The organism is Anabaena azotica SJ-1 (assembly GCF_047275885.1).
GTDB lineage: Bacteria > Cyanobacteriota > Cyanobacteriia > Cyanobacteriales > Nostocaceae > Trichormus_B > Trichormus_B azotica_A.
Genome location: NZ_CP178454.1, coordinates 1,195,881 through 1,218,975, shown reverse-complemented (window position 1 = coordinate 1,218,975; position 23,095 = coordinate 1,195,881). Strand labels below are relative to the sequence as shown.

The following is a 23,095-nucleotide window of genomic DNA, read 5'->3' as shown; positions in this document are numbered from 1 at the left end:
ACAGGTAACAGGTAACAGGTAACAGGTAACAGGTGACAGGTGACAGGTGACAGTGAAGAGACTGATAACTGATTACCCCTTAACACCGCTACCCGTATCGGTGGGTACAATAAATCTTTGTAAAAATATAAATAATAGCAATACTGGTGCAATAGAAATTATAGAACCAGCTGCTACCAATCGCCAATCTAGAGAAAACGTACCTGCTAATTTAGAAACTCCCAAGGGCAAAGTATATAAACTCTCATCTTGGATGACAATTAAAGGCCATAAAAAGTCACTCCAAGCACCAATAAATACAAAAATAGCCAGAGTTATGAGTGATGGACGAATAGCTGGCAACATCACAAACCACCACAATCCTAGCTCAGAACTACCATCCATGCGGGCTGCTTCTTCAATTTCTTTAGGCACACCCATAAAAGCTTGTCTTAATAAAAAAATGCCAAAAGCAGAAGCTAAACTGGGGAAAATCATCCCTAAATAACTATTTGTTAAGCCTAATTGAACTATCAAAATATATAAGGGAATCATCACGATTTGGAAGGGAATCATAATTGTGGAAACAATAGCAATAAAAATGCCATTTCTTCCCACAAATGATAATCTCGCTAAAGGATAAGCAGCTAAAGAACAAAACAGTAGATTCAGTATTACAGTTAATAAAGCTACTATGATACTGTTGTATAAATATTGCCCAAAGGGTAAAGATTCCCAAACACGAGTGAAGTTATCTAAAGTCGGTTGACTAGGCCATAACTGGGGTGGTGACTGGAGAATATTTTCGGTTGGGGATTTTAAGGACGTACTAACTAGCCATAATAAGGGAAAAAGGGTCAGGAGTGCGATCGCACTCAATAAACCATAAGTGATCAAAATTTGCAGTTGTGATTTTTTGATATTCATAAGATTCTCATCATAATTAAACGCAGATGTAGCTTGCTTCCCGAAGGGTACGCAGATAAACGCAGATGATTGATAACATCGAATTTTATTGATTTTAGACTTCTTGATCTGAGAAGAAAAAGTTATATCATAACCGTACTTTTTCTGGTAATATTTTTGACGGTAGTAAGTGCGAGTTCCTTGGGTAAGACAATTATGATATCACCACCGCAACTTCTGACAGACCCATTTTTACAACTCCCAACAAAAAATTCTGTGCGAGTAGTTTGGTTTACTGAGTTTGCAGGTGATAAACACTTAGTTTTTTACGGTGAAAAACTTGATCAAAGTTCAGTTGCAAAGACTAGAAAACTTAGTCGCACTAGAGAAGATCAACTATCCAGAGTAGCAAATCAAACTGAAAATGGGCAAATTTTTCAACAACCTGTAAAGCGGGAAATTTGGCGACATGAAGCCGAAGTTACAGATTTAACTCCAAATGTAAGAATTCCCTATCAAGTCACCAGTATTAGAGAAGATGGTGAAAAAGTTAGCAGCGCAGTTTTTACCCTTGCACCTTCCCCAAAACCTGGCACAGCTTTAAAAATTCTCCTCACTTCCGATCATCAATTAAAACCCATGACAGCCGCAAATTTGCAAAAAGTGGTGGAAACTGTAGGAAGGGTTGACGGAGTATGGTTTGCAGGAGATTTAGTAAATGTTCCCGACCGCGCTTCAGAATGGTTTGATGATAATCGCGGAAATGCTTTATTTCCAGGCTTGCAAGGTCGCGCTAATTATGAAATTGAATATAACGGAGTAAAAGCAATTTACACAGGTGGAAAAATTATTCAAAATGCGCCCATGTTTACTTGTATTGGTAATCATGAAGTCATGGGGAGATATGCCAGAACGAAAAGTTTAGATTCTGAATTTAATGATACTATCCCCCGTGAAGTTGCCGAAAAATTGTATGGTGAAGATTCTCTCAAAGATAATTCTTTTAATACTCTAACCTACGAAGAAATTTTTACTTTACCTGAAAGCAAAGCATCTGGAAAAACTTATTATGCAGTTACTTTTGGTGATGTCCGATTGGTGGTTTTGTATATTACAAATATGTGGCGACATCCTCAATTAAATTCAGAACGTAAAGGCAGATATATAGAACCAGTAAAAGATTTTCAGAATCCTGAAAATTGGGGCTATGGACAGTTAATTTATGAACCTATTTTCAAAGGTAGTCAACAATATAACTGGCTTCAGCAAGAATTAAATAGTGATGAATTTAAAAAGGCAAAATATAAAGTTGTGATGTTTCATCATCCACCTCATACTTTAGGCGATAATATTGTTCCAGCTTACACTAATCCTCTTACCATAATTGAGCGAGATAACGAGGAAAATATCAAAGCTGTTCGTTATGAATATCCGAAAAATGCAGATTATATTATTGGTGATTTAATTCCTTTATTAGAAGCAGCTAAAGTACAGTTAGTATTTTATGGACATTCCCATTTATGGAATCGTTTTGTTAGTGACAGGGGAATGCACTTTTTAGAAACGTCTAATGTTGGTAATTCTTATGGTGCAGCTTGGGGTGAAAGAAAGCGAGATATTCCCACAAACTATCCAGAAAATTATACCAGAATTGGTGATCCAAATGGTTTAGAACCCGTGATACCCAATATTTCTCCCTTATTAGGAGAAGATGGCAAACCTCTACCTTATATTGCCAGTAATGAGATTACAGTTTTTAGTATTTTTGACACAAAAAAAGGTACTATTAGCAGTTATCGTTTTGATACGAGAAAACCTGATTCTGAAGTTGTGAAATTTGATGAGTTTGTAATTGGTGATTGGTGATTGGTGATTGGGAAGAATAAACTTTTGCCTCTTGCCTTCTTTACTGTCACCTGTCATCTACCGTAGATAAAATTTCCTGCGCCCTTTGAATATTTTGGCGTACAGAATTGGCTGAGGTTTGCAAAGCGGCTTTTTCTTCATCATTGAGAGTCAATTCTAAAATGTTCTCAACTCCACCACATCCCAGACGACAAGGAACACCGATAACCACTTCATTTAAACCATATTCACCCTGTAAATAAGCTGCAACTGGCAATAAGCGTGACTGATTTAATAAAATTGATTCTACCATCAGGGATGTGGCAGAAGCAGGAGCAAAAAACGCGCCTCCTGTGTGCATTAGTTCGACAATTTCTGCGCCACCGTTGCGGGTTCTTGCTACTAAATTTTCAATTGTGGCTGCATCTAATAATTCTGTAATAGGAATACCATTAACAGTTGCATAGCGGGCTAAAGGCACCATTAAATCACCGTGGCTACCCAAAACCATTGCTTTGACATCCGCAGGTAAAACCCCTAATTCTAAAGCGATGAAAGTTTCAAATCTGGCTGAGTCTAAAACTCCAGCCATTCCCATAACTTGATTTCTAGGTAAACCTGTGGTTTGCCAGGTTAAATAAGTCATCACATCCAAAGGATTGGTGACAACAATAAAAATAGCATGGGGAGAATGTGCGATCGCATTTTTTGCCGCTTCAACCACAATCTTGGCATTAATTTTCAACAAATCATCCCGACTCATTCCCGGTTTACGGGGAAAACCAGCGGTAATGACCACAATTGTTGAATTAGCCGTATCCGCATAATTATTAGTGCCGCTAATTTGCCGATTATGTAACTCTAGTCCCCGTGCTTCCAGCAAATCTAAAGCCAAACCTTGGGGCATTCCTTCGACAATATCTAATAACACTACATCAGCCAGATTTTTTTCCGCAATGCGTTGGGCTAAAGTGCTACCAACTCTACCCGCACCCACAATCGTCACACGGGGAGATTTACAAACAACTGGGGAAGAAGACATAATCAGTTATCATTTAACAGTAGTAGGGTGGATAATCCCTACCACAAGCATAACTATAGAAAGCCTATTTAAACTCTTCTAATTGTTCTAGCTTTAACCAAATATTTGGCGTTGGTACTTTCCCAAACTTCACCAAAGCATAATCACCTTTGATATCTACTACTTCCCCTTCGCTATCAAATAAATAGGAAGGAAAGCGAGTATCACTAGCTTGGGCTTCTAAGCTATTCTCCAACTTTTCGCGCACAGCCCGAACCATATTTCCTTTTTTAACTGCCATGAGTTCCCCTTACAATTTATAATTGCTTTTATTTAAGATGATATCTCGCGCCAAGACGTAAAAGCGCAATTTCTTTCCTGAAAATTTCTTTCCTGAAAAAATATAACCGCCTACCATCAGGTCAGCGGCATTGATAAAATCATAGATAGTTCTTCCTTATCGAATTAATGATAGCAAATATCGAACCAGTTGTCAAGCCCCAGTCTATGTTTTTGCGCTGCATCACAGAAGTCAAAAAAATGATCAGCCTTCAGTCGTCAACTATTGATTAATGCTAAAATTCTGCTGGAAATTACTAATTTGTCGCTATTCTCATGAATTATTGTGCAAATCTAGCTAATAGTTCCTCACGAGATAATTGTAAAAGCAACGGAGTAAATTCTTCTCTGGTCATAGCAATCAGAAAGTCGATAATTTTTACCAATTCTGGATCAACTTCCCCAAACCGTATTTGCATGATACTTTCAATCATAGCGCGTCGTTCTCTTTCTATACCTGCCTGGATTCCTTCTTGTCGTCCTTCTTGTCGTCCTTCTTGTCGTCCTTCTTGAAGTCCTTGTTTTTTCAGTTCTTCTAATTGTTGTTGATACATTTCCGATAATTTCATAATCAACTCCTGATCATCTTTATCAATATCTTGTTCTTGACGTTGACGAGCCGATAAAACAGCAATTAGGTCATGTACTAATTGTATGATATGGGAAAGAAAGGGACTATTTTTAGATAGTGCTTCTAATTCTTCAACTGCTTGTCGTTGAACTTTCCCTTTACCTAATATCCTCAAAAATAGTGTTTGTGGTGTGTTGGGAAGTTGATGAATAGCAATAATGACGGTTTTTAATCCCTCTCCCAAGAAGTAAATACCTTTAGACCAGTTTTCTTCATCAACAGTAGTATTAAAACTCGCTAGGAGTTCTACTGAAGCGGTAGGAGAAAAAATCCACAGTCGGGGTAATTCTGCTTCATTTATACGGGTATTGTTGCGATTAGATTGACGTTCTATTTGTGCATGGATGTCAAATAATTTACCCATACAACTGCGAATTTCACTTTTGGTGACAGCATTACGGAATGGTTCAAATATAGCATAATTTGTTGCCATTCTTCCCAGTATTCCTAGTATTTCTAAGCTGTCTGTAGATTGGGTTGAAGGAATAAATAAAACGTCAATTTGTCTGACTTCTGCTGTGATATCTTTGCTGGTTTCTACTTGACCATAGGGTGTTAATAGTTCAGTTAGATATTGTTTGGCAAATTGGTCATGTATAAAGCGAGTCATGGAAATTGATTTAAAGGTAGGAAGATTAATTTTATACTTTTTGGATAATAGCGCGTACCAAACTGGATATGATCAATTTCTGTGATGTCGCTGTTTGATGAACAGGAAAACTTTCAACGATAATTAGGAAAAACTCTTTCCTTTCACCTGTCCTCTACTTCTGACACTGGGAACAAAAATGACTAGAACGCCCACCTAATTTAATTCGCTGGATGACATTACCACACACTTTACAAGGCTCCCCAGTGCGGTTGTAAACCCAAGCTTCACCACCATAGTTGCCATTTACACCTTTGACATTGAGGAAATTACTGAAAGTTGTCCCACCAGCGGCAATACTCGCGGATAGAACTTCAATTATGGCTGTTCTTAAAGGTGCAATTTGTTTTTTCTGTAAGTCTGTACAGATGGTTGTAGGTAAGATACCACTTTTAAACAAAGCCTCATCAGCATAAATATTACCTAATCCTGCAACTATCGACTGATCTAACAGCGCAGTTTTAATGGGACGACGACCTTTTTGCAGTTTATTAGCTAAATATTCAACGGTGAATTCTGGTGAAAATGGGTCTACTGCCAGTTTTGCTAAACCTGTAATAATGGTTTCTACAGCCACACCAGGGGGAACATACCACATTTGCCCAAAGGTGCGCTGGTCAACAAAGCGTAATTCTTGCTGTTCTCCAAAAAATAATCTGACTCTTGTGTGTTTGTGTAAGGGTTCATTTCGGTCTAACCATAATAATTGACCGGTCATTCGCAGATGAACACCTAACCAAGTTGAAGAGGGTGTGAGTTCAGCTAAAAGATATTTACCACGACGATGCCAGGATTTAATGCTGCTTCCTTTGAGGTTATCTATAAATTCGCTAACAGAAAAAGGGTAGGCGATGGTGCGTTTTAGCAGGACATCTCCCCCCGTAATTCCGTCGTTTAGGGTTAATTGATTTAAACCCCGTCGGACTGTTTCAACTTCAGGCAGTTCAGGCATTTAAGCAAAATAAGCAAGCAATGTGATATTTTTAGGCACTGTAAAGACAAGACATAAGGAAGGTTGAATATTTTTGCCTTCGGGCTTTGTACTTCACACTTCCTTATATCATGCCTTAAACAATGCCCTAGTAGCTTAATTGCTTACTTTTTAGCAGCAACTTTTTTGGGTGCTTCGATTTCGATTAATTCATCTACGGCGAAGTTGTTGGTGTTGATGCCAGAGTAGTTAACATTGGGGAAGCGGACAATTACAGAGTATTTGATACCGCTTTGGTCTACAGATGCCACGGTTCCTACATCTTGATACCAGTAGGATTCGGGGCGGAGGACACGCACTTTAGAACCACGTTGAACCATGATGATCTTCCCTTTGAATTAATTGCCAATAAATTAGGGCTAATTCTTTTCAGTCTAGAACTTTTTTGCTACTGGTCAACAGCTTGAATAAAATCTTTACGGCTTTCAAAGCTATTCGCATTCTTTTGGGGCGGTGGGAAAACTTAGTGTAAATCTTTGGGTGGCCTGTCGTTACTCCAAGCCCACCAAGCACAACCACAATGGCAATGATAGAATTCTTGCCATTTACGACGATGGTCTACTGTTGTAACAGGCGATCGCCTATTTAACCAAACTGCTGCTGCTTCTCGACTACTGGAGTGGCACTTGGGACAGCAAAACTGATATGCGTGAATAGCTTGATTTGTCCATTCTGGAGGTGTGGGAGCAAAAGCATCCATGTAAATATTTTAAATAAAGTCTTAGTAGTAAATTAATATACATATATTATGGCTAAGAATAAAGACAATGGAGCCAAATAGTGAAATTCGCCGTTTGTTAGATGTAATGCCAGCTTCTGGGCGGATGATGACTAAAATCGTCAGTAAACCAGAGCAAAAAAAGGTGATAGATGCTGCTTTTCCCTTACCTTGGGGTCAGGAACGACCGATATATATTAATTTTGATTTGTGGAGACGCTTAACTAAGCCACAACGAGATTTACTGCTGCTATATCAGGTTAGTTGGTTGACGGGGGTGAAGTGGTTACAACCAGATATTTATCAAGGACTGGTTTTAGCGGGGTTGTTAGGTGGTGTGGTGGAAGTTGCCCAAGCTGATGTGGTAGGTGTAATAATCGCTGGAGGATTAAGTGCTTTAGCTGGTGTGCGGATATGGCGAATGAATCAGTCACAGGAATCAGAATTAACTGCTGATAAAACAGCCATTAGCATTGCCAAAAGACGCAATTATTCAGAAACAGAAGCCGCACAGCATTTGTTAACCGCCATCGAGACAGTAGCCAGGATAGAAGGGCGTTCTGGCTTAGACTTTAGTGAATTAATTCGGTGTCAAAATCTGAGAGCGATCGCAGGTTTGTCTCCCGTAGGCATTCCAGAAAGTAAAATTGAAAATTGGTAATTGTTTGGCATTTTTAATAAGTTTGAATTTTAAATTGGAGCAGAAATTGACATTGTTCAGGATTAAAACCATCAATATTTCCTTGATTAAAGCTGGTTTCATCTGCTCCGACTACCGCCGTATTTTGGATATAAAGTTTGGCTTCATCTACACAACTTGCCACTGCATTACTCGCTTCCAGCCTGAGTTTGTTGACTGTTCCCAACGATATTGAAATTCCAAACACTTCTGCCATCGCACTTTGTACCATTCTGTGGCTGTGGCGATAGACTCCACTTAGCAATGCCACTAGAGCTACAACTCTTAAGTGCGTAATTCAATTAATAAAGGAATAGGTTGGGAAATAATATTATCAATTGATGATTCTACCCAATTTAATGCAAAGAATTGCAGTAATGTAGATTTACCAGAACCTGGATCACCTAAAATTACTACATATTTATAATTTTGCTTGTCGTTAATGATATCTAAAACTGGTCGAGTTGCTTGTTCAAAATAACTTTGTTTGTGGCGTTCTAAATCTTGTATTGCTACTTCTGCTTCTAGCTGATTACTTTCCCGAAGTCGATTCAAATGTTCTTTAGGCAATTCATAAATTTGTGGTAAAACTTGGTGAACTTCCCGCAATTTTGAGCGATGAACATTCGCCATAATTTCAGTTCGTTATAGGCGTAACCTGTTGTATCTAAACTTTCTAATTTCAAATTGCCATATTGAGGCAACCTTTTAATAAATCTTTAGCCCAATCTTTGGTTGCATCTTTGGCTAAATCTTCTAAAATTGGCTTAAACACAAATCCCGCAGCCTGAGTTACTCCCCAAACAACTAACCAGTCCAACATAATACTCGTATATAATTAGCTTTTAACTACCAGTATATACATAAAATTCAGTAATTATTCTAAATAGCAGTAAATTTTCTTTCTCTCAATATAAAAAAGAGCAAATCTACTCACGAAAGTCTAAAGAAATATGAATATCTTTATATTTATAAGAATATTAATAGTTAAATATTTTGTAAGAGATAAAAAGTCCTGAATCTATATCAGCAGTGGTATTTGCTGGATAGATTGGTGCAGCACCCCATAAACCTAGAATAGCAATTTTCTGGCTGTGGTATCGACGGCTAACTGATAAACAAGTCGATGACTATTGAGCAAATTTGCGCGTGAACATGAAGGAAGCAACAATGAGTAATAATTTAGCCATCAAACTGCGTTCTGGTACTCAACAAGCTCATACAGATGCAGAAAATGTCGGCTTCATGAAATGTTTTGTCCAAGGTGTTGTAGATAGAGAATGCTTCATTAAGTTTTTAAGTAATCTGTATTTTGTTTACAGTGAACTAGAAACAGCAATTGAAAAAAATAAACAACATCCTGTAATTGGTGGAATGTATTTTCCTGAACTTAATCGCCAAGCATCTCTAGAAAAAGATATGCTGTTTTATCATGGGAATTTATGGCCGCACCTCATCAGACCATCAACAGCCACTCAAAATTACATTGCACGTATTCATCAAATCTCTACTCATGAACCTGCTTTGTTATTAGGTCATGCCTATACTCGTTATATGGGTGATCTTTCCGGTGGACAAATGCTACAAAAAATTGCTCAGTCAGCCTTAAAATTGTCTGGATATGAAGGAACTTCCTTTTACAACTTTGAGCAAATTGCCGATAAGCAGGAATTCAAAAATAGATATCGTCAAGCATTAGATACCGTCCCTGTTGATGATATCACTGCTGATAAAATTGTCGCCGAAGCTAATCATGCTTTCTACCTAAACATGGAGATAATTAAAGAATTAGAAAGTATTTTAATTCAAGCTTTAGGTCGAGCTACATATAATGACCTAGTTTGATATAGTATTTTTAATCAACACCGGGTTTCTTGAAGTAAGTCCTAGCTAGTTAGTTTCAGTTTTGGAAGCTGAAACATACAAATATATTGGCAATTAGTAATAAAAAATTGTCAATTTTACAACAATTGATTGGGAAAAATTAGCGTAATTACTCCCAATTCAAAAACCACAATCTCTACAATCTCTACAATCACTAGCAGTAAACTAAAAGTCTCTCGGAGGTTTTAATGGTCTTTCTATTACCAGGTGTAAAGTTTGATCTGGATCTGATTAAAAAGTATGATACCCGCGCACCTAGATACACCAGTTACCCACCCGCTACAGAGTTAACTGAAACGTTCACCACAGAAGATTTCCAAGCCTCTATTGCTGCTTCTAATGCACGTCAAACTCCCCTATCTTTGTATTTCCATATTCCATTTTGTCAGACTGCTTGTTATTTTTGTGGCTGTAATACGGTAATTTCTAATAACAAGAATATTGCCAAACCATATCTACAAAATTTGGTACAAGAAATTCACAACACCACAGAGTTGATTGACACAAGCAGAAAGGTGCTTCAGGTACATTGGGGTGGTGGAACACCTAATTATTTGGAACTCAACCAAGTTGAATTTTTGTGGAATCAGATTAATCGTTATTTCACTATTGATTCATCAGCAGAGGTTTCGATTGAAATTAACCCCCGTTATGTCAATAAAGAATACATTCAGTTTCTGAGAGATATTGGTTTTAATCGCATTAGTTTTGGTATCCAAGACTTTAACCCGGAAGTACAAGCAGCAGTAAATCGAATCCAACCGGAAAAAATGCTGTTTGATGCGATGGGTTGGATTAAGGAGGCTAATTTTACCAGTGTCAATGTAGACTTAATTTATGGTTTGCCATACCAAACTCTGCATACTTTTGAGGAAACGGTCAAAAAGACGATCGCTCTAGACCCTGATCGAATTGTGGTGTTTAATTTTGCTTATGTACCTTGGATGAAACCTGTGCAGAAGCGGATTTCCCAGGATACATTACCCGCAGCACAGGAAAAGCTAGATATTCTGAAGATGACCATTGAGGAGTTGACAAATAACGAGTATTTGTTTATTGGCATGGATCATTTTGCGAAAACTAATAATGAATTAGCGATCGCTCAACGTAATGGTACTCTAAAACGCAACTTCCAAGGCTATACTACCCACGCAGAAACAGAACTTTTTGGCTTTGGTTCTACATCTATCAGTATGCTAGAAGATGCTTATGCTCAGAACCATAAGGGTTTAAAGGACTATTATCAAGCGGTATCAGCGGGTGTTATCCCTACCAGTAAAGGCATTAAATTAACCCAAGACGATATCATCAGACGGGATGTAATTATGTCTATCATGTCTCACTTTCAGCTACATAAGTCAGACATTGAACATAAATATCACATCAATTTTGATGAATATTTCTCTCAGGAACTAGAAGAGTTAAAACCCCTAGAAGCTGATGGACTAGTAAATTTATTTACTAACCAAATCGAAATTACAGATACTGGTAGATTACTGGTCAGAAATATTGCGGTGAATTTCGATACTCATACCAGAACTAGAGAAAGAAAATTCTCTCGTGCAATTTAAGAGGTGTTTTAAAAGTTTCTGGTTGTGGCTTTAGGCTACTTATTGATTCCCCCTAACCTCCCTTAAAAAGGGGGGTTAAATTTTTAAACATATCTATTTTCAATTAATAAAAAAATATCAATTATCTCCACCTTTTGGCTGACAGGATTCTATCAAATGATAGAAATAATTATTTTTAATCATTGATAAAATTGATACAAATAAAATATTAGAGGTAATAAGCAATGATCAATATTATTGCTTGGGTAATTTTAGGATTATTAGCTGGTGCGATCGCCAAAGCTATTTATCCAGGTTCTCAAGGTGGTGGGATGCTCTCAACAATCATTTTAGGTGTTGTTGGTGCTTTTATTGGTGGAACTTTGTTTACACTACTCCGCACAGGTACTTTACAATTTACAGCTGCTACCTTAAGTATTCCGGGTCTTTTAGTGGCAATCATTGGTGCAATAATAGCCATTTATTTATGGACGCTATTTCAAAGAAGTAGCAGAGCATAATTTGAGTCTAATTGTTGAATTTTGAGTTAATTAGTTGTATGTTTTTTCACAAAAAAGAACCAATTCATTTTGTCAAAGTTGATGAATCTAACCCCCGTTTTGCTCAATTACTTCTAGAGCAATTTGGCGGTGCGACAGGAGAACTGACAGCAGCTTTGCAATATTGGGTACAATCTTTTCATGTCGAAAATCCTGGTATTCGGGATATGCTCCAAGATATTGCCATTGAAGAATTCGGTCATTTAGAAATGGTTGGTAAACTCATCGAAGCTCATACAAAAAATACCGATCAAACCGAAGCTTACAAAAGCACTCTTTTTGCACTGCGAGGAATCGGTCCCCATTTTCTTGATAGTCAAGGTCAAGCTTGGACTGCAAGTTACTTGAATGAAGGTGGTGATGTAGTCCGTGATTTACGCGCTAATATTGCCGCAGAAGGTGGCGCTCGTCAAACCTATGAAGAGTTGATTAAACTGGCAACAGATCAGGGAACTAAAAATGCTTTAGTCCATCTTTTAACGCGCGAAATTTCCCATACCCAAATGTTTATGAAAGCTCTAGATTCTTTGGGTAAGTTGACTGACCCTATATTTGGTAATGTTCAACCGGATGAAACAGTTTCTCTTTACTATAACTTATCAACAAACGGAACTGAACAAGAACAGCGTGGTCCTTGGAACTCTGAACCAACTTTTAATTACGTTGCCAATCCTTTAGAATCTCGAACTTAATCATTAGCCGATTTTAATCTAGCTACAGTTTTGTATTACTTAGGGTGGAAAAAATCCACCCTTATCTGAATTTAGCAATTATCAATTATCAATTACCCATTACCCATTACCAATTACCTATTACCCATTACTATGATTGTCAATCCAACAAAAAATGGTTGGGAAATTATCTATCATCGCGCTCATGCTTTACTTGCGGCTCAATTAGCAGGACAATGGCAACGCAAAAATGCTCCTGCTAGATTGTATGAAACCTTGGCTGCTATTTCCCATCATGATGATTTGGAAAAAGAGTGGGAGGAAGACAATTTAACTGATGCAGGTGCGCCAATGGACTTTATGCTGAATACAAATATAGATGTTCCCAAAGTAGCTAATTTGGCAGAAAATGCTCTTTACCGTGGTAGATGGGTAGCTTTATTAATTTCTAAGCACATTAGTCGTATACATGAACCGGCTCGTGGACGATTGGCAGAATTGGATATATTTTTAGATGAACAACTTAAACACCAACAGCATTTGCAGGAAGAATTAGGAATAGCGCAGGATCAGGTTGACGCAGCTTATGCTTTTATGCAATGGTGCGATCGCTTGTCTTTGATTCTCTGTCAGCAAGAACTCCCCGCTGATGAACGATGGCTAGAAATTGGTCCAGGCCCTGATGGACAGCGTTATGACATTATGCAACACCGTGATGGTCTGGTAACAGTTCAACCTTGGCCTTTTGAAGATGAACAATTTACCGTCAATGTTGAAGCTTGCAAGTTGTCTCAGGTCAAGTTTAACCACTCTCAAGAACTTTCTCAAGCTCTCCGTCAAGCTCCCATAAATGTTCTGGAATGGACTTTTTTCAAGAGTTAAGCAGATGACAGGTGACAGATGACAGATGACAGATGACAGATGACAGGATAAAAGTCTTGTCGTGTCTACGTTTTATAATCTATTGACAAAATGTAAAGAAGTCGTTAAACTTGTTAACATAAGTTAACTAATACCCACCATTTAATCCAAGAGAGCGGCATACTCAAGGACTGAGCGATTGAAACCCAGAGGTAATATGTCCGTTCATCTCCACAAAGCGGTCTAGTTACTGCACGATATGTCATCGCTAGAGTTCTGGTGGTTTTTGGTACTAGTTAAGAAAGACTGACATCGGTTTTCTATCATTTATTGACATTTGATCTTCTCCCAACTACCTCAGCTACACAGCTGAGGTTTTTTGTTTCAACCTACATTCTTCTAAACGGACTTCGCTATTACTCCTAGTTGCAACCCTGGAGGAAAACTACCTTCTTCTTTAATGCGCTTGATTTCAGCATCGGTAATTCGCAAATTTAACTTTTCTGCTAAACATTTGACAGTATCTCCTCTGTCAATCACACCAGCTACAGCACCTGCGGGAGAAAGTACGGTAATTTGCGATAGCTGTTCGTTTTCTAGCTTGTTAATTACCTCTGCTAAGGAAGTAGATTCACTAACTGTGGGTATGGTTGTAAGAGGATGAACAATGCTTTGTAGGGTTTGGGTTTCCCACTGACTTCTTTCGGTTGTTCGCAAATCATCAACTTTTACTAAACCTCGATAACGTCCATCAGCAGCAGCAAAGTAAATATGAGGGGAAGATGATTCTAAAAGATATAAGTCAGCAAACTCGCGCAGTGTTTGGTCTGCATCCACCACGCGAAAATCACGAGTCATCGCATCACTAGCTACTAGTTTGAGCAGAGTTTCTTGTAATGTGGTTACACGGTCGTAGCTGTTGGCGTTGCGAATTGCAAACCAACCCAATAACACGATCCACAGACCTGTTACCAATTCCTTGGTAAAGAAATCTATAGCAAATCCCAGTGCGATCGCACCATAACCTAAAATTTGTCCAGACCTAGCTGCCCAATGTACTGCTTGAAAGCGATCGCCTGTAACTTTCCATAGTGCTGCTTTTAACACCTGTCCCCCATCCAGAGGTAAGCCGGGAATCAAGTTAAATAAAGCCACAATCAAGTTAATTCTCGCTAAATCCCTGACCATGAAACTTACTAGAGTGGTATCAGAAATAACATTAGAAACTAGATTTAGTAGCAAAAACAGGACGATACTTACCATAGGACCTGCGATCGCCACTTGAAAAGCTTTACCAGGAGTTTTTGATTCCTCCTCTATCGCAGCAATCCCACCAAAGAAAAACAGCGTAATAGAGTTAACTTTAATCCCTTGTGACTGTGCCACCAAGCTGTGACCCAACTCATGTAACAGCACAGAAGTAAATAACAGCAGTGCCATTACCAGTCCTGCACTCCAAGCAGTCCCATTTCCCCACTGTTGATAAGCCACCCCAAAATTTAAAGTTGCCAACCCCAAAACTACAAACCATAAAGGGTCAAGAAACAGCGGAATACCAAATAAAGATCCAATTTGCCAATTTTTTTGCATTACTTTAATTTATCTATTTTTTATACATTTCCCACCTTAAAACACCAGTTTCTAAATTAGAACTAGCGAAGGTCATATTTATAGAATAGACAATTAATTAAAATTAATGCACCTTAGCGGCAAATCTCAATTTGGTAATCAGCGAAAACTGCTTCTCAGGCTAAGTTTAAAGGATTTTTGTAAGTATTCAGCTATAAAACACCCAAATTAGTCAAACCTAAAACCGCAGCCACACCAATAATATGACCAAAACTCATCGCTGCCAAAAATGTAGCAACACTAGGATTATTAAATAATCTTGGAAAAGGTAAAGGCATCTTGCGACCAACATGAGGATAGCGAATTGACCAACCAGCAAGCACAAGCACTAATAGACAGCTGCCAATGATAATTCCTGTGATTGTCCAGTTCCAAGTTGTTACAGTCTTGGGAACAGTAGCTTGAACTGCTAATAATATTGATGACATAGGAGTTGATTTCCATCTATAAAGACAGTCATCTTTATCTTCTATCTCTTCAACCAAGAGATTCTTCTCTCAAAAGTAAGGTAATTCCATCTCCCCTCATCCCCCCATCTCCCTCATCCCCCTCATCTCCCTCATCCCCCTCATCTCCCCTCATCCCCCCATCCCCCAGTTCCCAGTCATAAAAAAGCGGCAAGCAATTTGATCTTTACTTACCGCCAAATTTTTACTATCTGTACTTAGAGAGTATCAAATTGAACTTATAAACGACCAATATTAGTCAAACCCAAAACAATACCAATACCAATCACATGACCAAAAGCCATTGCACCAATAAATCCTGCCACACTAACAGGAAGTAAAGGCAGTTGGGGTCCAACCTTGGGAGCTTTGCTTGCTAAACTCAATAAAAGCACAACAAAACAGCTGGCACTGATAATGATTCCGACTGTAGGACTCCACTCTGGTGTTGCAGGTACGGATGCTGCGGCTGCTAGTAAGATAGATGATAACAAGATGTATTCTCCTACAATGAAAAAATGAATCTAAACCTACAAAATTATAGAATTACGCAGGACAAAGCAAAAGTTTTTCCTCTAACTTAGTGTAGTTTTGTAATTATTTTTAATTTCTCAAACCTAAATGCGGATTAAAATTTGCGGCATTACTGAACCACACCAATCTATAGCAATAGCTTCTTTCGGTGCAACAGCACTGGGATTTATTTGTGTACCGACTTCACCACGCTACGTGACTATAGAGCAAATCCAGGCAGCAGTAGCCAAACTACCTGACAAAATTGATAAAATTGGTGTTTTTGCCAATAGTAATATTTCTGAAATCCAGCAAACAGTAATAGCATCTAATTTAACAGGTGTCCAGTTGCACGGAGATGAATCACCAGAATTTTGCCACCAGTTGCGTCAATCTTTACCCCAAGTAGAAATAATTAAAGCTTTGAGAGTTCGTAATTTGGAACAACTAGAAACTACAGCAAACTATATTGAGTATGTAGATACTTTACTACTTGATGCCTATCATCCTCAACAATTAGGCGGTACAGGACAAACTTTAGACTGGCAAATGTTACAAGCATTTAGTCCTAATCGTCCTTGGTTTCTAGCCGGAGGACTAACACCAGATAATATTATAGATGCACTAAATCAACTGCATCCTAATGGGATTGATTTATCTAGTGGTGTGGAACTTTCACCAGGTAATAAAGATTTGAATAAAGTAGCATTGTTGTTTCAAAGGTTAAAATCAGTCTAAAAGCTGATAAATGAATGATATAATCAAAAAATTACAACTTGATGCTATATCAAATTTATGATCATTGCACAAGAACTAGAAACTCAAGAAAACATCTTCCCAGATATAATTTTTCCCCCTGGTGATTTATATAGTGATGAACCTCCCGTGGAAACAGAACTGCATCTCAGACAAATAATTTTATTATTAAAATGTTTAGAATGGTTATGGAAAGATAGAAATGATTTCTATGCTACTGGAAACATGAGCATTTACTATAGTCCTAACCAGAAAAAATCAGAAGATTCTCGTGGTCCAGATTTCTTTGTAGTTTTAGAAACTGAACGCAAAACCCGGAAAAGTTGGGTAGTGTGGAATGAGGATGGTAAATATCCCAATATGATTGTAGAAATTCTCTCCCCAAGTACAGCTAAGACAGATAGAGAATTTAAAAAACAACTTTATCAAAATACATTCCGAACTCCAGATTATTTTTGGTTTGATCCTTATACTTTAGAATTTGCAGGTTTTCATTTATTAGATGGAAAATATCAGCCACTTGAATTAAATAAAAAAGGACATCTTTGGAGTCAACAGTTAGGTTTATATTTGGGTGTTTATAATGGTTTATTGCGGTATTTTACACGGGAAGGAATTTTAGTTCCTACACCGGAAGAAAGCGCAGAACAGGAAGCTCAAAGAGCAGCACAGGAAGCTCAAAGAGCAGCACAAGAAGCTCAAAGAGCAGAACAGGAAGCAGAAGCCAGAAAAGCAGCAGATGAAAAAGCAGCACGTTTAGCAGCAAAATTGAGAGAATTAAATATTGACCCAGAGACAATTTAAAAGGATTTAAAATAGACATCTGGTGAAACAGATGTAGGGACAATTCATGAATTATCCCTACAATTTTAAGTCACGTATATCAAAAACCATTGTAGATAATTATGTGAGAGCAAAATAAAAATTTATAATGTAAGAGAATAACATAAAATAGTTACATTCTGTCAGAATCAGGATATCCAGGAATCCCTTCGGTGAATCAAAAATTAACAATTAAATATCTGAGTTTATCTGCATTTATCAGCGTTAAAATTTTATACAATTACTAATTATGCTGCTATTTTATATAGCAATCCTAAATGATTCATGAACACTTTCAGTTCCCTGTTCCCTTTCCATGACTTACGTCACACTACGCTATCACTGATAAGTTATCGACTCAAATAGGATCGCTATATAACTCAGATGTTAATTCTCGTAAAACTGAAATATATTGAGATTTATCGCCAAATATTTTTACAATTTCTGTCGGATATCCCAATTGTTTTAGAGATTCCTTTGGTATTTTTGGAAGTTTCTTGATTTTGATTAAAATTAATGTTTTCTCCTGTTTCTTGATCAATACTTTCTGCTTTTAAATCTCCTGTAAGATTATTCTCTGTCATCAAAAATTAAACCGGATTTCTATATTACTAAAGCAGCAAAATCACTCACCCCCTAATGTATTTTGAGGATGAGCGATAATTGCAACAATCCCTAATTCTTAAAAGAATGCAGGTTGATGACGAATCAAATTCAAGAACTCTTCACGGGTTTTTTGCTCATCTTGGAACACACCCACCATAGAACTGGTGACAGTCCAAGAACCAGGTTTTTGTACACCTCGCATCACCATACACATATGGGTGGCTTCCATAACCACAGCTACACCTTTAGGTTCAAGAATTGTCTGAACGGCTTCGGCAATTTGTCGAGTTAGCCTTTCTTGGACTTGTAAGCGACGAGAATACATTTCCACAATTCGCGCCAGCTTACTTAAGCCGACAACTTTTTGATTAGGGATATAAGCAACGTGCGCTCTACCCATAAATGGCAGCATATGATGTTCGCAGAGACTAAAGAAATTAATATCTCGCACTAGCACCATCTCGTTATGGCCTTCATCAAAGATGGCACCATTCACCAGTTCTTCTAAAGATTGGTTGTAGCCATTAGTGAGAAACATCATTGCTTCAGCTACGCGCTTGGGTGTTTTGAGTAATCCTTCCCGTTCTGGATCTTCTCCAACACCGATGAGCATTGTCCGCACAGCTTCCATCATTTGCTCCATGCTTCCCTCTGAAGGTGGGTGCAAATCTGCCTGTTTGCCATTGTGGGTGTTACGGTCAGGTCTGGGACTGATAGCTTGTGCTAAGTCAGGAATCAGAGGAGATTGTGAGCGATTGGAACCGTTGGAACCAGCGATAGTCATGGTATAAGTCTTGGTAATTGGTAATTGATATTGATAATGGGTAATTGGTCATGAAAACAATAAATGACAAATTACTAATTAAAGAACGCCAGCGTTAGACATCAGGGTTAATTCTTCAATTACTGCTTCTTGTGGTAATAAAGCGGTGTGCAGAATTGTCTGAGCTACTATTTCTGGAGTTAACATTTTGGAACGATCAAAGTTAACATGAACTGTTTCGGTGTCCCAAATTTCTGTATTTACAGAACCTGGACATATTGCAATCACACGAATACTGTGGTTTCGTTCTTCTAGTGCTAGGGTTTGAGAAAGGGCTAGTAAACCAGCTTTGCTAACGCAGTATGCTCCCCAACCTGCAAAAGCGTGTTTGGCAGCTATGGAGGCAATGTTGATGATTGTTCCTTGACCTCTTTGCCTCATTTCCGGCAAAATTCCCATCATGGACTGAAAGACGCTGGTGAGGTTTAAGTTAATCACCTGCTGCCAATCTTCTAAGGGAGTTTCGCTGAGGTTGGCTGTGTATCCCATGCCGGCATTGTTGACCAGAATATCTATGTCACCAAATTCTTGGGCGATCGCCTGTATTTTCGCTTGTACTTGGGAAACACAACTTAGATCAACAGTGAAGGCTTTTGCTTCCACTCCTATCTCTTTTGCTGCTGCTGCTACCTTCTCTAATTTATCTTGGGAACGGCTAACCAAGGCGACATCTATTCCCGCCTTTGCAAAGGCTAAAGCCGTTGCTTTCCCAATTCCACTGCTTGCACCGGTAATTAAGGCGCGTCGTTTCTGCTCAAAACTCATGGTGTCTCCAAATTTTTTGGCAGCGTTGTGAGCCGCTACCTACCCATAAATTAAATAAATCTAAAATTCAATTGCTGTTTTTATGACAATTGCTATAATGCATTGCCATTATGGGTATATTGCCTATCATTAGTTTTACCAGTCAGGACGAAAAATATCGACCTGATAAATCAGGTTTTAAACTCAAGGCTAATTACTGAACACTCTGCAAACTAGTCAATTAGATTGGGTTTGTTTGCTGAACACACAACACAAATGCCTATAACTGCTCAGATTGTTAAGAATCGTTAAGCTTTCATAGGCAATTATAGCACCGTTGATGTACTAATCAGTTAGTAGCTATTATTTTTAGTGAGCAAGTTCTGTAAAGACACCAATTTTGCGGAATTTTTCATAGCGGAGTTGGCGACGTTCAGTTGCGGTTAAACGGTTGAGTTCGTCTAGGTTCTCCAACAAAGCTTTTTTGAGATTGGTAGCGGCTGTCAAGGGGTCGGAATGAGCGCCACCAATGGGTTCAGGTAATATTTGGTCAATAATGCCCAAATTTTTGAGGTCATGGGAAATAATTTTTAATGCCACGGCTGCTTGGGGGGCTTTACCAGCATCTTTCCACAAAATAGCGGCACAGGCTTCTGGGGTAGCTACGGTGTAAACAGAGTGTTCAAACATGAGCAGGCGATCGCCCACTCCAATACCCAAAGCACCACCTGAACCACCTTCTCCAATCACTGTACAGAGAATTGGCACATCAAAGCAAAACATTTGCCGTAAATTGTAGGCGATCGCTTCACCTTGTCCTTGGTGTTCGGCTTCTATTCCTGCCCAAGCACCTGGAGTGTCGATAAATGTAACAATGGGCATACCAAATTTGTTAGCGTGTTCCATTAACCGCAGTGCCTTACGGTAGCCACCAGGAGCCGCCATCCCAAAGTTACGGGCGACATTATCTTTTGTATCCCGGCCTTTTTGATGCCCTAACATCACCACAGGTTGTCCACCCAAGCGACCAACTCCACCAACTAAAGCTGGATCATCACCACCACAGCGATCGCCATGTAACTCCATCCATTCATCACTAATAGCCTGAATGTAATCTAGGGTACTGGGTCGGCGTGGGTGTCGAGCTACTTGTAATCGTTGAGATGGTGTCAGACTGCTGAAAATTTCTTCACGCAATTGCATCGCTCGTGTTTCCAGTTGGCGAATTTGACCAGAAACATCCACGCCATTTTCATCTGCAAGTTGCCGAATTTGATCAATCCGGGTAGCCAGTTCTGCTAGAGGCTTTTCAAAATCCAACAGTAGGGGTTTGCGTTCAGTAATTGCCATAGCTAGGAAATAGGGAATAGGGAACTCTTAACTCTTAACAGGGAACAGACCATTCAGTCACTCATTCCCAATGACCAATGACTAAACCAACAATGGTCTAAAACCGTGTTTAATCGACACCCGACCAATTTGCTCCATTTTATCTACGGTAATCTGATTGCGTCCCCAAGAAAAGTTTGTGTATAACTTCTCAAATTCCAACAACATTGATTCCGCGAAACAAGCAAATAATTGGCGACCTGGAACTTCCATATTGACAATTTTCATAATTTTCCAGTCAATATCTAGGGAATGTTCCACTATTCCACCATTTAACACATACACTCCTGGATGCTGAATTTTTGTCCCTAAGTTTTTAGGATAACCACCATCAATCAGCAAACAGGGTTGTTTTAACACTGTGGGATCAATTTCTACACCTTTGGGCATACTAGCCACCCAAACGACAATATCTGCTTGGGGTAGTGCCTGCTGTAGATCCATAATTTTACCCCTTCCCAGTTCAGCTTGCAGTTCTTGAAGACGTTCTTGATTGCGAGCTATCAGCAATAGTTCTTGGACATCTGTTTTTTTATCTAGCCAGCGGGTAACTGCGCTACCAATATCCCCTGTTGCACCACACACAGCCACAGTTGCTTTTGACAGTTCTATCCCTAGTTGTTTAGAGGCTTCTTCTACCTGGCGACAGATAATATAGGCAGTATGAGTGTTACCTGTAGTGAAGCGTTCAAACTCTAATGTGACATTACGGACTTGGCTAAACTGCTCTAAATTAAAGTTCTCAAAAATAATTGAGGAAAACCCACCTAAAGCTGTAATATCAATGCCATGCTTTTGAGCATGAGCCATAGCATTGAGGATTTTACGGGTGGCAGCTTTAATCCGCCGATTTGCCAGCATTTCCGGCAAAAAGCAAGATTCTACATACCGGCCTTCTATTTTTTGTCCTGTGATACTGGTGACAGTGATGTGATCAACAATCTGCGGAGGGGCGCTACACCAAAAATCTAGCCCTTGATCGGCATATTCTGGATATCCCAATTCTTGAGCTACGGATTGAGCGTGTTCTAAACTAGTCAGATGTCCAATTAGACCAAACATTAGTGATATATTAGGCGTGTGCTATGAAAAGCGTGGAATTAATAAGCAATACAAATTTTAGATTTTTGATTAACAGTCTGTGCTAATAGACTGCTCTGGGAATAGCCAAAAATACTAAATTATGCCAACTAGGGATAGAAAATAATCTCTAATTCTTAAAAATACTACATAAAGGTGTCACTATCATTTGTTATTTGAGGCCAAAGGTAGAAGTATGGCAGGTGGTGTGACGAAGTAAGAGTTATACCCCACGCTACCAGGAGTTCAGGAGAGAACAAGAAAAAATTAATTTTTCTCCCTGCTCCCTGCTCTCTGCGCCTTAGACGGTTGCCAGTCCGTATGCGGAAAGACGCATGATCTCACGAGTTGTGAAACCAATTTTACTTAATGCTTCACCGTATTGAATCATGAAGTCTTCTACTAAAGCTTCTTTTTCCATTGCTAAGACACGAGCATCGTCAGCTACTTGGTTAAGCATTTGCCAGACAATGGGGAGGTTTTGGCGGTTTGCTTGATCAAGTTCTGCTTGAGATTCTGCAAAGTGTTTTTGTAGCCAAACTTCGCCAAAGTTGAGATGACTGTATTCTTCTTTAACTACGCCTTCTGTAATTTTGCGGGCAAATTCATCAGCAACGGGAATATAGATGTTATAGGCTGCGATCGCAAAACATTCGATAATCAAAGATTGAATCAGGAGACAGGTAACAACTTTTTTTTCTTTTGCTGCTGTTTGGAAATTTTGGTGCAGTCCAGAGAAGAACTCCTTAGCAAATTGCATATCGGGAGTAACTTGTAAATTGCGTCCACAGGCCTCAAATCCTTTTTTGTGGCGGCTTTCCATTTTGGATAGCTTAATCAGTTCATCTTTGCTTTCCGGCAGCAATTCAGCCAATGTGATGTAATTCTCATGGGCTTCTTGTTCTCCTTCAATCACAATCGCATTAATACGGCTATATGCGTCTTTGTATTCTTCACTTTGGAAATCAATTTTTTCAATTTCTTCAACAAGTTGCTGCATGAT

At 38.8% G+C, this 23,095-nt stretch carries 26 protein-coding genes and 1 pseudogene; 9 read left to right on the top strand and 18 right to left on the bottom strand.

Annotated features, from left to right (window positions below; translation table 11 throughout):
• Positions 1-72 precede the first annotated feature (72 nt).
• Positions 73-906, bottom strand: a complete 834-nt coding sequence (locus tag ACLLO5_RS05340; protein ID WP_413174446.1) for a carbohydrate ABC transporter permease — start codon at positions 904-906, stop codon at positions 73-75.
• Positions 907-1,101: 195 nt separating this feature from the next.
• Between ACLLO5_RS05340 and ACLLO5_RS05335 the strand changes: the two genes are divergently transcribed.
• A complete protein-coding gene (locus tag ACLLO5_RS05335; protein WP_413174445.1) occupies positions 1,102-2,751 on the top strand; it encodes a metallophosphoesterase in 1,650 nt (549 codons plus the stop codon).
• Between the two features lie 46 nt (positions 2,752-2,797).
• On the opposite strand, the gene mdh is transcribed toward ACLLO5_RS05335, so the two are convergent.
• The 6 genes from mdh to ACLLO5_RS05305 all read right to left on the bottom strand — a co-directional run bounded on the left by mdh (position 2,798) and on the right by ACLLO5_RS05305 (position 7,061).
• Positions 2,798-3,772 carry a malate dehydrogenase gene (gene mdh / locus ACLLO5_RS05330; protein ID WP_413174444.1) on the bottom strand — a complete coding sequence of 325 codons (975 nt, stop codon included), beginning with the start codon at positions 3,770-3,772 and terminating at the stop codon, positions 2,798-2,800.
• Between the two features lie 64 nt (positions 3,773-3,836).
• Positions 3,837-4,052, bottom strand: a complete 216-nt coding sequence (locus ACLLO5_RS05325; RefSeq protein WP_413174443.1) for an NAD(P)H-quinone oxidoreductase subunit O — start codon at positions 4,050-4,052, stop codon at positions 3,837-3,839.
• Between the two features lie 319 nt (positions 4,053-4,371).
• Positions 4,372-5,331, bottom strand: coding sequence for a hypothetical protein (locus ACLLO5_RS05320; protein ID WP_413174442.1), 960 nt, complete (start codon positions 5,329-5,331; stop codon positions 4,372-4,374).
• 154 nt (positions 5,332-5,485) lie between these two features.
• The gene (locus ACLLO5_RS05315) at positions 5,486-6,322 is read right to left on the bottom strand and encodes a DNA-formamidopyrimidine glycosylase (protein WP_413174441.1); all 837 of its coding nucleotides are present in this window, start codon (positions 6,320-6,322) and stop codon (positions 5,486-5,488) included.
• 143 nt (positions 6,323-6,465) lie between these two features.
• On the bottom strand, positions 6,466-6,681 hold the full coding sequence (locus tag ACLLO5_RS05310) for a photosystem I reaction center subunit IV (protein WP_413174440.1): 216 nt from the start codon (positions 6,679-6,681) through the stop codon (positions 6,466-6,468).
• A 143-nt stretch (positions 6,682-6,824) separates the two neighbouring features.
• On the bottom strand, positions 6,825-7,061 hold the full coding sequence (locus ACLLO5_RS05305; protein WP_413174439.1) for a hypothetical protein: 237 nt from the start codon (positions 7,059-7,061) through the stop codon (positions 6,825-6,827).
• A gap of 67 nt (positions 7,062-7,128) precedes the next feature.
• Here ACLLO5_RS05305 and ACLLO5_RS05300 point away from each other — a divergent pair, with 67 nt between their 5' ends.
• Entirely contained in the window at positions 7,129-7,740 is a 612-nt protein-coding gene (locus ACLLO5_RS05300) for a DUF3318 domain-containing protein (RefSeq protein ID WP_413174438.1), read from the top strand.
• Positions 7,741-7,753: 13 nt separating this feature from the next.
• On the opposite strand, the gene ACLLO5_RS05295 is transcribed toward ACLLO5_RS05300, so the two are convergent.
• Positions 7,754-8,029, bottom strand: coding sequence for a hypothetical protein (locus ACLLO5_RS05295; RefSeq protein ID WP_413174437.1), 276 nt, complete (start codon positions 8,027-8,029; stop codon positions 7,754-7,756).
• 17 nt (positions 8,030-8,046) lie between these two features.
• Positions 8,047-8,581, bottom strand: a pseudogene (locus ACLLO5_RS05290) (hypothetical protein); the annotation flags it as partial.
• Between the two features lie 347 nt (positions 8,582-8,928).
• On the opposite strand from ACLLO5_RS05290, the gene ACLLO5_RS05285 reads away from it, so the two are divergent.
• From ACLLO5_RS05285 to ACLLO5_RS05265, 5 genes are all read left to right on the top strand, one after another.
• Positions 8,929-9,603 (top strand): heme oxygenase (biliverdin-producing), encoded by a 675-nt coding sequence (locus ACLLO5_RS05285; protein ID WP_413176015.1) that lies wholly within the window; start codon positions 8,929-8,931, stop codon positions 9,601-9,603.
• 227 nt (positions 9,604-9,830) lie between these two features.
• On the top strand, positions 9,831-11,213 hold the full coding sequence (gene hemN, locus ACLLO5_RS05280; protein WP_413174436.1) for an oxygen-independent coproporphyrinogen III oxidase: 1,383 nt from the start codon (positions 9,831-9,833) through the stop codon (positions 11,211-11,213).
• A gap of 227 nt (positions 11,214-11,440) precedes the next feature.
• On the top strand, positions 11,441-11,713 hold the full coding sequence (locus ACLLO5_RS05275) for a GlsB/YeaQ/YmgE family stress response membrane protein (protein ID WP_413176014.1): 273 nt from the start codon (positions 11,441-11,443) through the stop codon (positions 11,711-11,713).
• A gap of 38 nt (positions 11,714-11,751) precedes the next feature.
• Positions 11,752-12,444, top strand: a complete 693-nt coding sequence (locus ACLLO5_RS05270; protein WP_413174435.1) for a manganese catalase family protein — start codon at positions 11,752-11,754, stop codon at positions 12,442-12,444.
• A 132-nt stretch (positions 12,445-12,576) separates the two neighbouring features.
• The gene (locus ACLLO5_RS05265) at positions 12,577-13,305 is read left to right on the top strand and encodes a DUF3891 family protein (protein ID WP_413174434.1); all 729 of its coding nucleotides are present in this window, start codon (positions 12,577-12,579) and stop codon (positions 13,303-13,305) included.
• 378 nt (positions 13,306-13,683) lie between these two features.
• Here ACLLO5_RS05265 and ACLLO5_RS05260 read toward each other — a convergent pair whose 3' ends face one another.
• The 3 genes from ACLLO5_RS05260 to psaK (ACLLO5_RS05250) all read right to left on the bottom strand — a co-directional run bounded on the left by ACLLO5_RS05260 (position 13,684) and on the right by psaK (ACLLO5_RS05250) (position 15,853).
• On the bottom strand, positions 13,684-14,874 hold the full coding sequence (locus ACLLO5_RS05260) for a site-2 protease family protein (protein WP_413174433.1): 1,191 nt from the start codon (positions 14,872-14,874) through the stop codon (positions 13,684-13,686).
• Positions 14,875-15,065: 191 nt separating this feature from the next.
• On the bottom strand, positions 15,066-15,341 hold the full coding sequence (gene psaK / locus ACLLO5_RS05255; RefSeq protein WP_413174432.1) for a photosystem I reaction center subunit PsaK: 276 nt from the start codon (positions 15,339-15,341) through the stop codon (positions 15,066-15,068).
• Positions 15,342-15,598: 257 nt separating this feature from the next.
• Complete coding sequence (gene psaK, locus ACLLO5_RS05250; RefSeq protein ID WP_413174431.1) at positions 15,599-15,853, bottom strand: photosystem I reaction center subunit PsaK; 255 nt, start codon at positions 15,851-15,853, stop codon at positions 15,599-15,601.
• Between the two features lie 127 nt (positions 15,854-15,980).
• Here psaK (ACLLO5_RS05250) and ACLLO5_RS05245 point away from each other — a divergent pair, with 127 nt between their 5' ends.
• Positions 15,981-16,610: a phosphoribosylanthranilate isomerase gene (locus ACLLO5_RS05245; RefSeq protein WP_413174430.1), complete on the top strand. Its 630-nt coding sequence runs from the start codon at positions 15,981-15,983 to the stop codon at positions 16,608-16,610.
• A 57-nt stretch (positions 16,611-16,667) separates the two neighbouring features.
• Positions 16,668-17,432 carry a Uma2 family endonuclease gene (locus tag ACLLO5_RS05240; RefSeq protein ID WP_413174429.1) on the top strand — a complete coding sequence of 255 codons (765 nt, stop codon included), beginning with the start codon at positions 16,668-16,670 and terminating at the stop codon, positions 17,430-17,432.
• 437 nt (positions 17,433-17,869) lie between these two features.
• Here ACLLO5_RS05240 and ACLLO5_RS05235 read toward each other — a convergent pair whose 3' ends face one another.
• The 6 genes from ACLLO5_RS05235 to ACLLO5_RS05210 form a co-directional block, all read right to left on the bottom strand.
• Complete coding sequence (locus tag ACLLO5_RS05235; RefSeq protein ID WP_413174428.1) at positions 17,870-18,034, bottom strand: hypothetical protein; 165 nt, start codon at positions 18,032-18,034, stop codon at positions 17,870-17,872.
• A gap of 98 nt (positions 18,035-18,132) precedes the next feature.
• Complete coding sequence (gene folE, locus ACLLO5_RS05230) at positions 18,133-18,840, bottom strand: GTP cyclohydrolase I FolE (protein ID WP_413174427.1); 708 nt, start codon at positions 18,838-18,840, stop codon at positions 18,133-18,135.
• A gap of 78 nt (positions 18,841-18,918) precedes the next feature.
• Positions 18,919-19,644, bottom strand: coding sequence for an SDR family oxidoreductase (locus ACLLO5_RS05225; RefSeq protein ID WP_413174426.1), 726 nt, complete (start codon positions 19,642-19,644; stop codon positions 18,919-18,921).
• A 348-nt stretch (positions 19,645-19,992) separates the two neighbouring features.
• Positions 19,993-20,973, bottom strand: a complete 981-nt coding sequence (locus ACLLO5_RS05220; RefSeq protein ID WP_413174425.1) for an acetyl-CoA carboxylase carboxyltransferase subunit alpha — start codon at positions 20,971-20,973, stop codon at positions 19,993-19,995.
• Positions 20,974-21,054: 81 nt separating this feature from the next.
• A complete protein-coding gene (locus ACLLO5_RS05215; RefSeq protein ID WP_413174424.1) occupies positions 21,055-22,074 on the bottom strand; it encodes a long-chain acyl-[acyl-carrier-protein] reductase in 1,020 nt (339 codons plus the stop codon).
• Positions 22,075-22,393: 319 nt separating this feature from the next.
• Positions 22,394-23,092: an aldehyde oxygenase (deformylating) gene (locus ACLLO5_RS05210; protein ID WP_413174423.1), complete on the bottom strand. Its 699-nt coding sequence runs from the start codon at positions 23,090-23,092 to the stop codon at positions 22,394-22,396.
• Positions 23,093-23,095 lie beyond the last annotated feature (3 nt).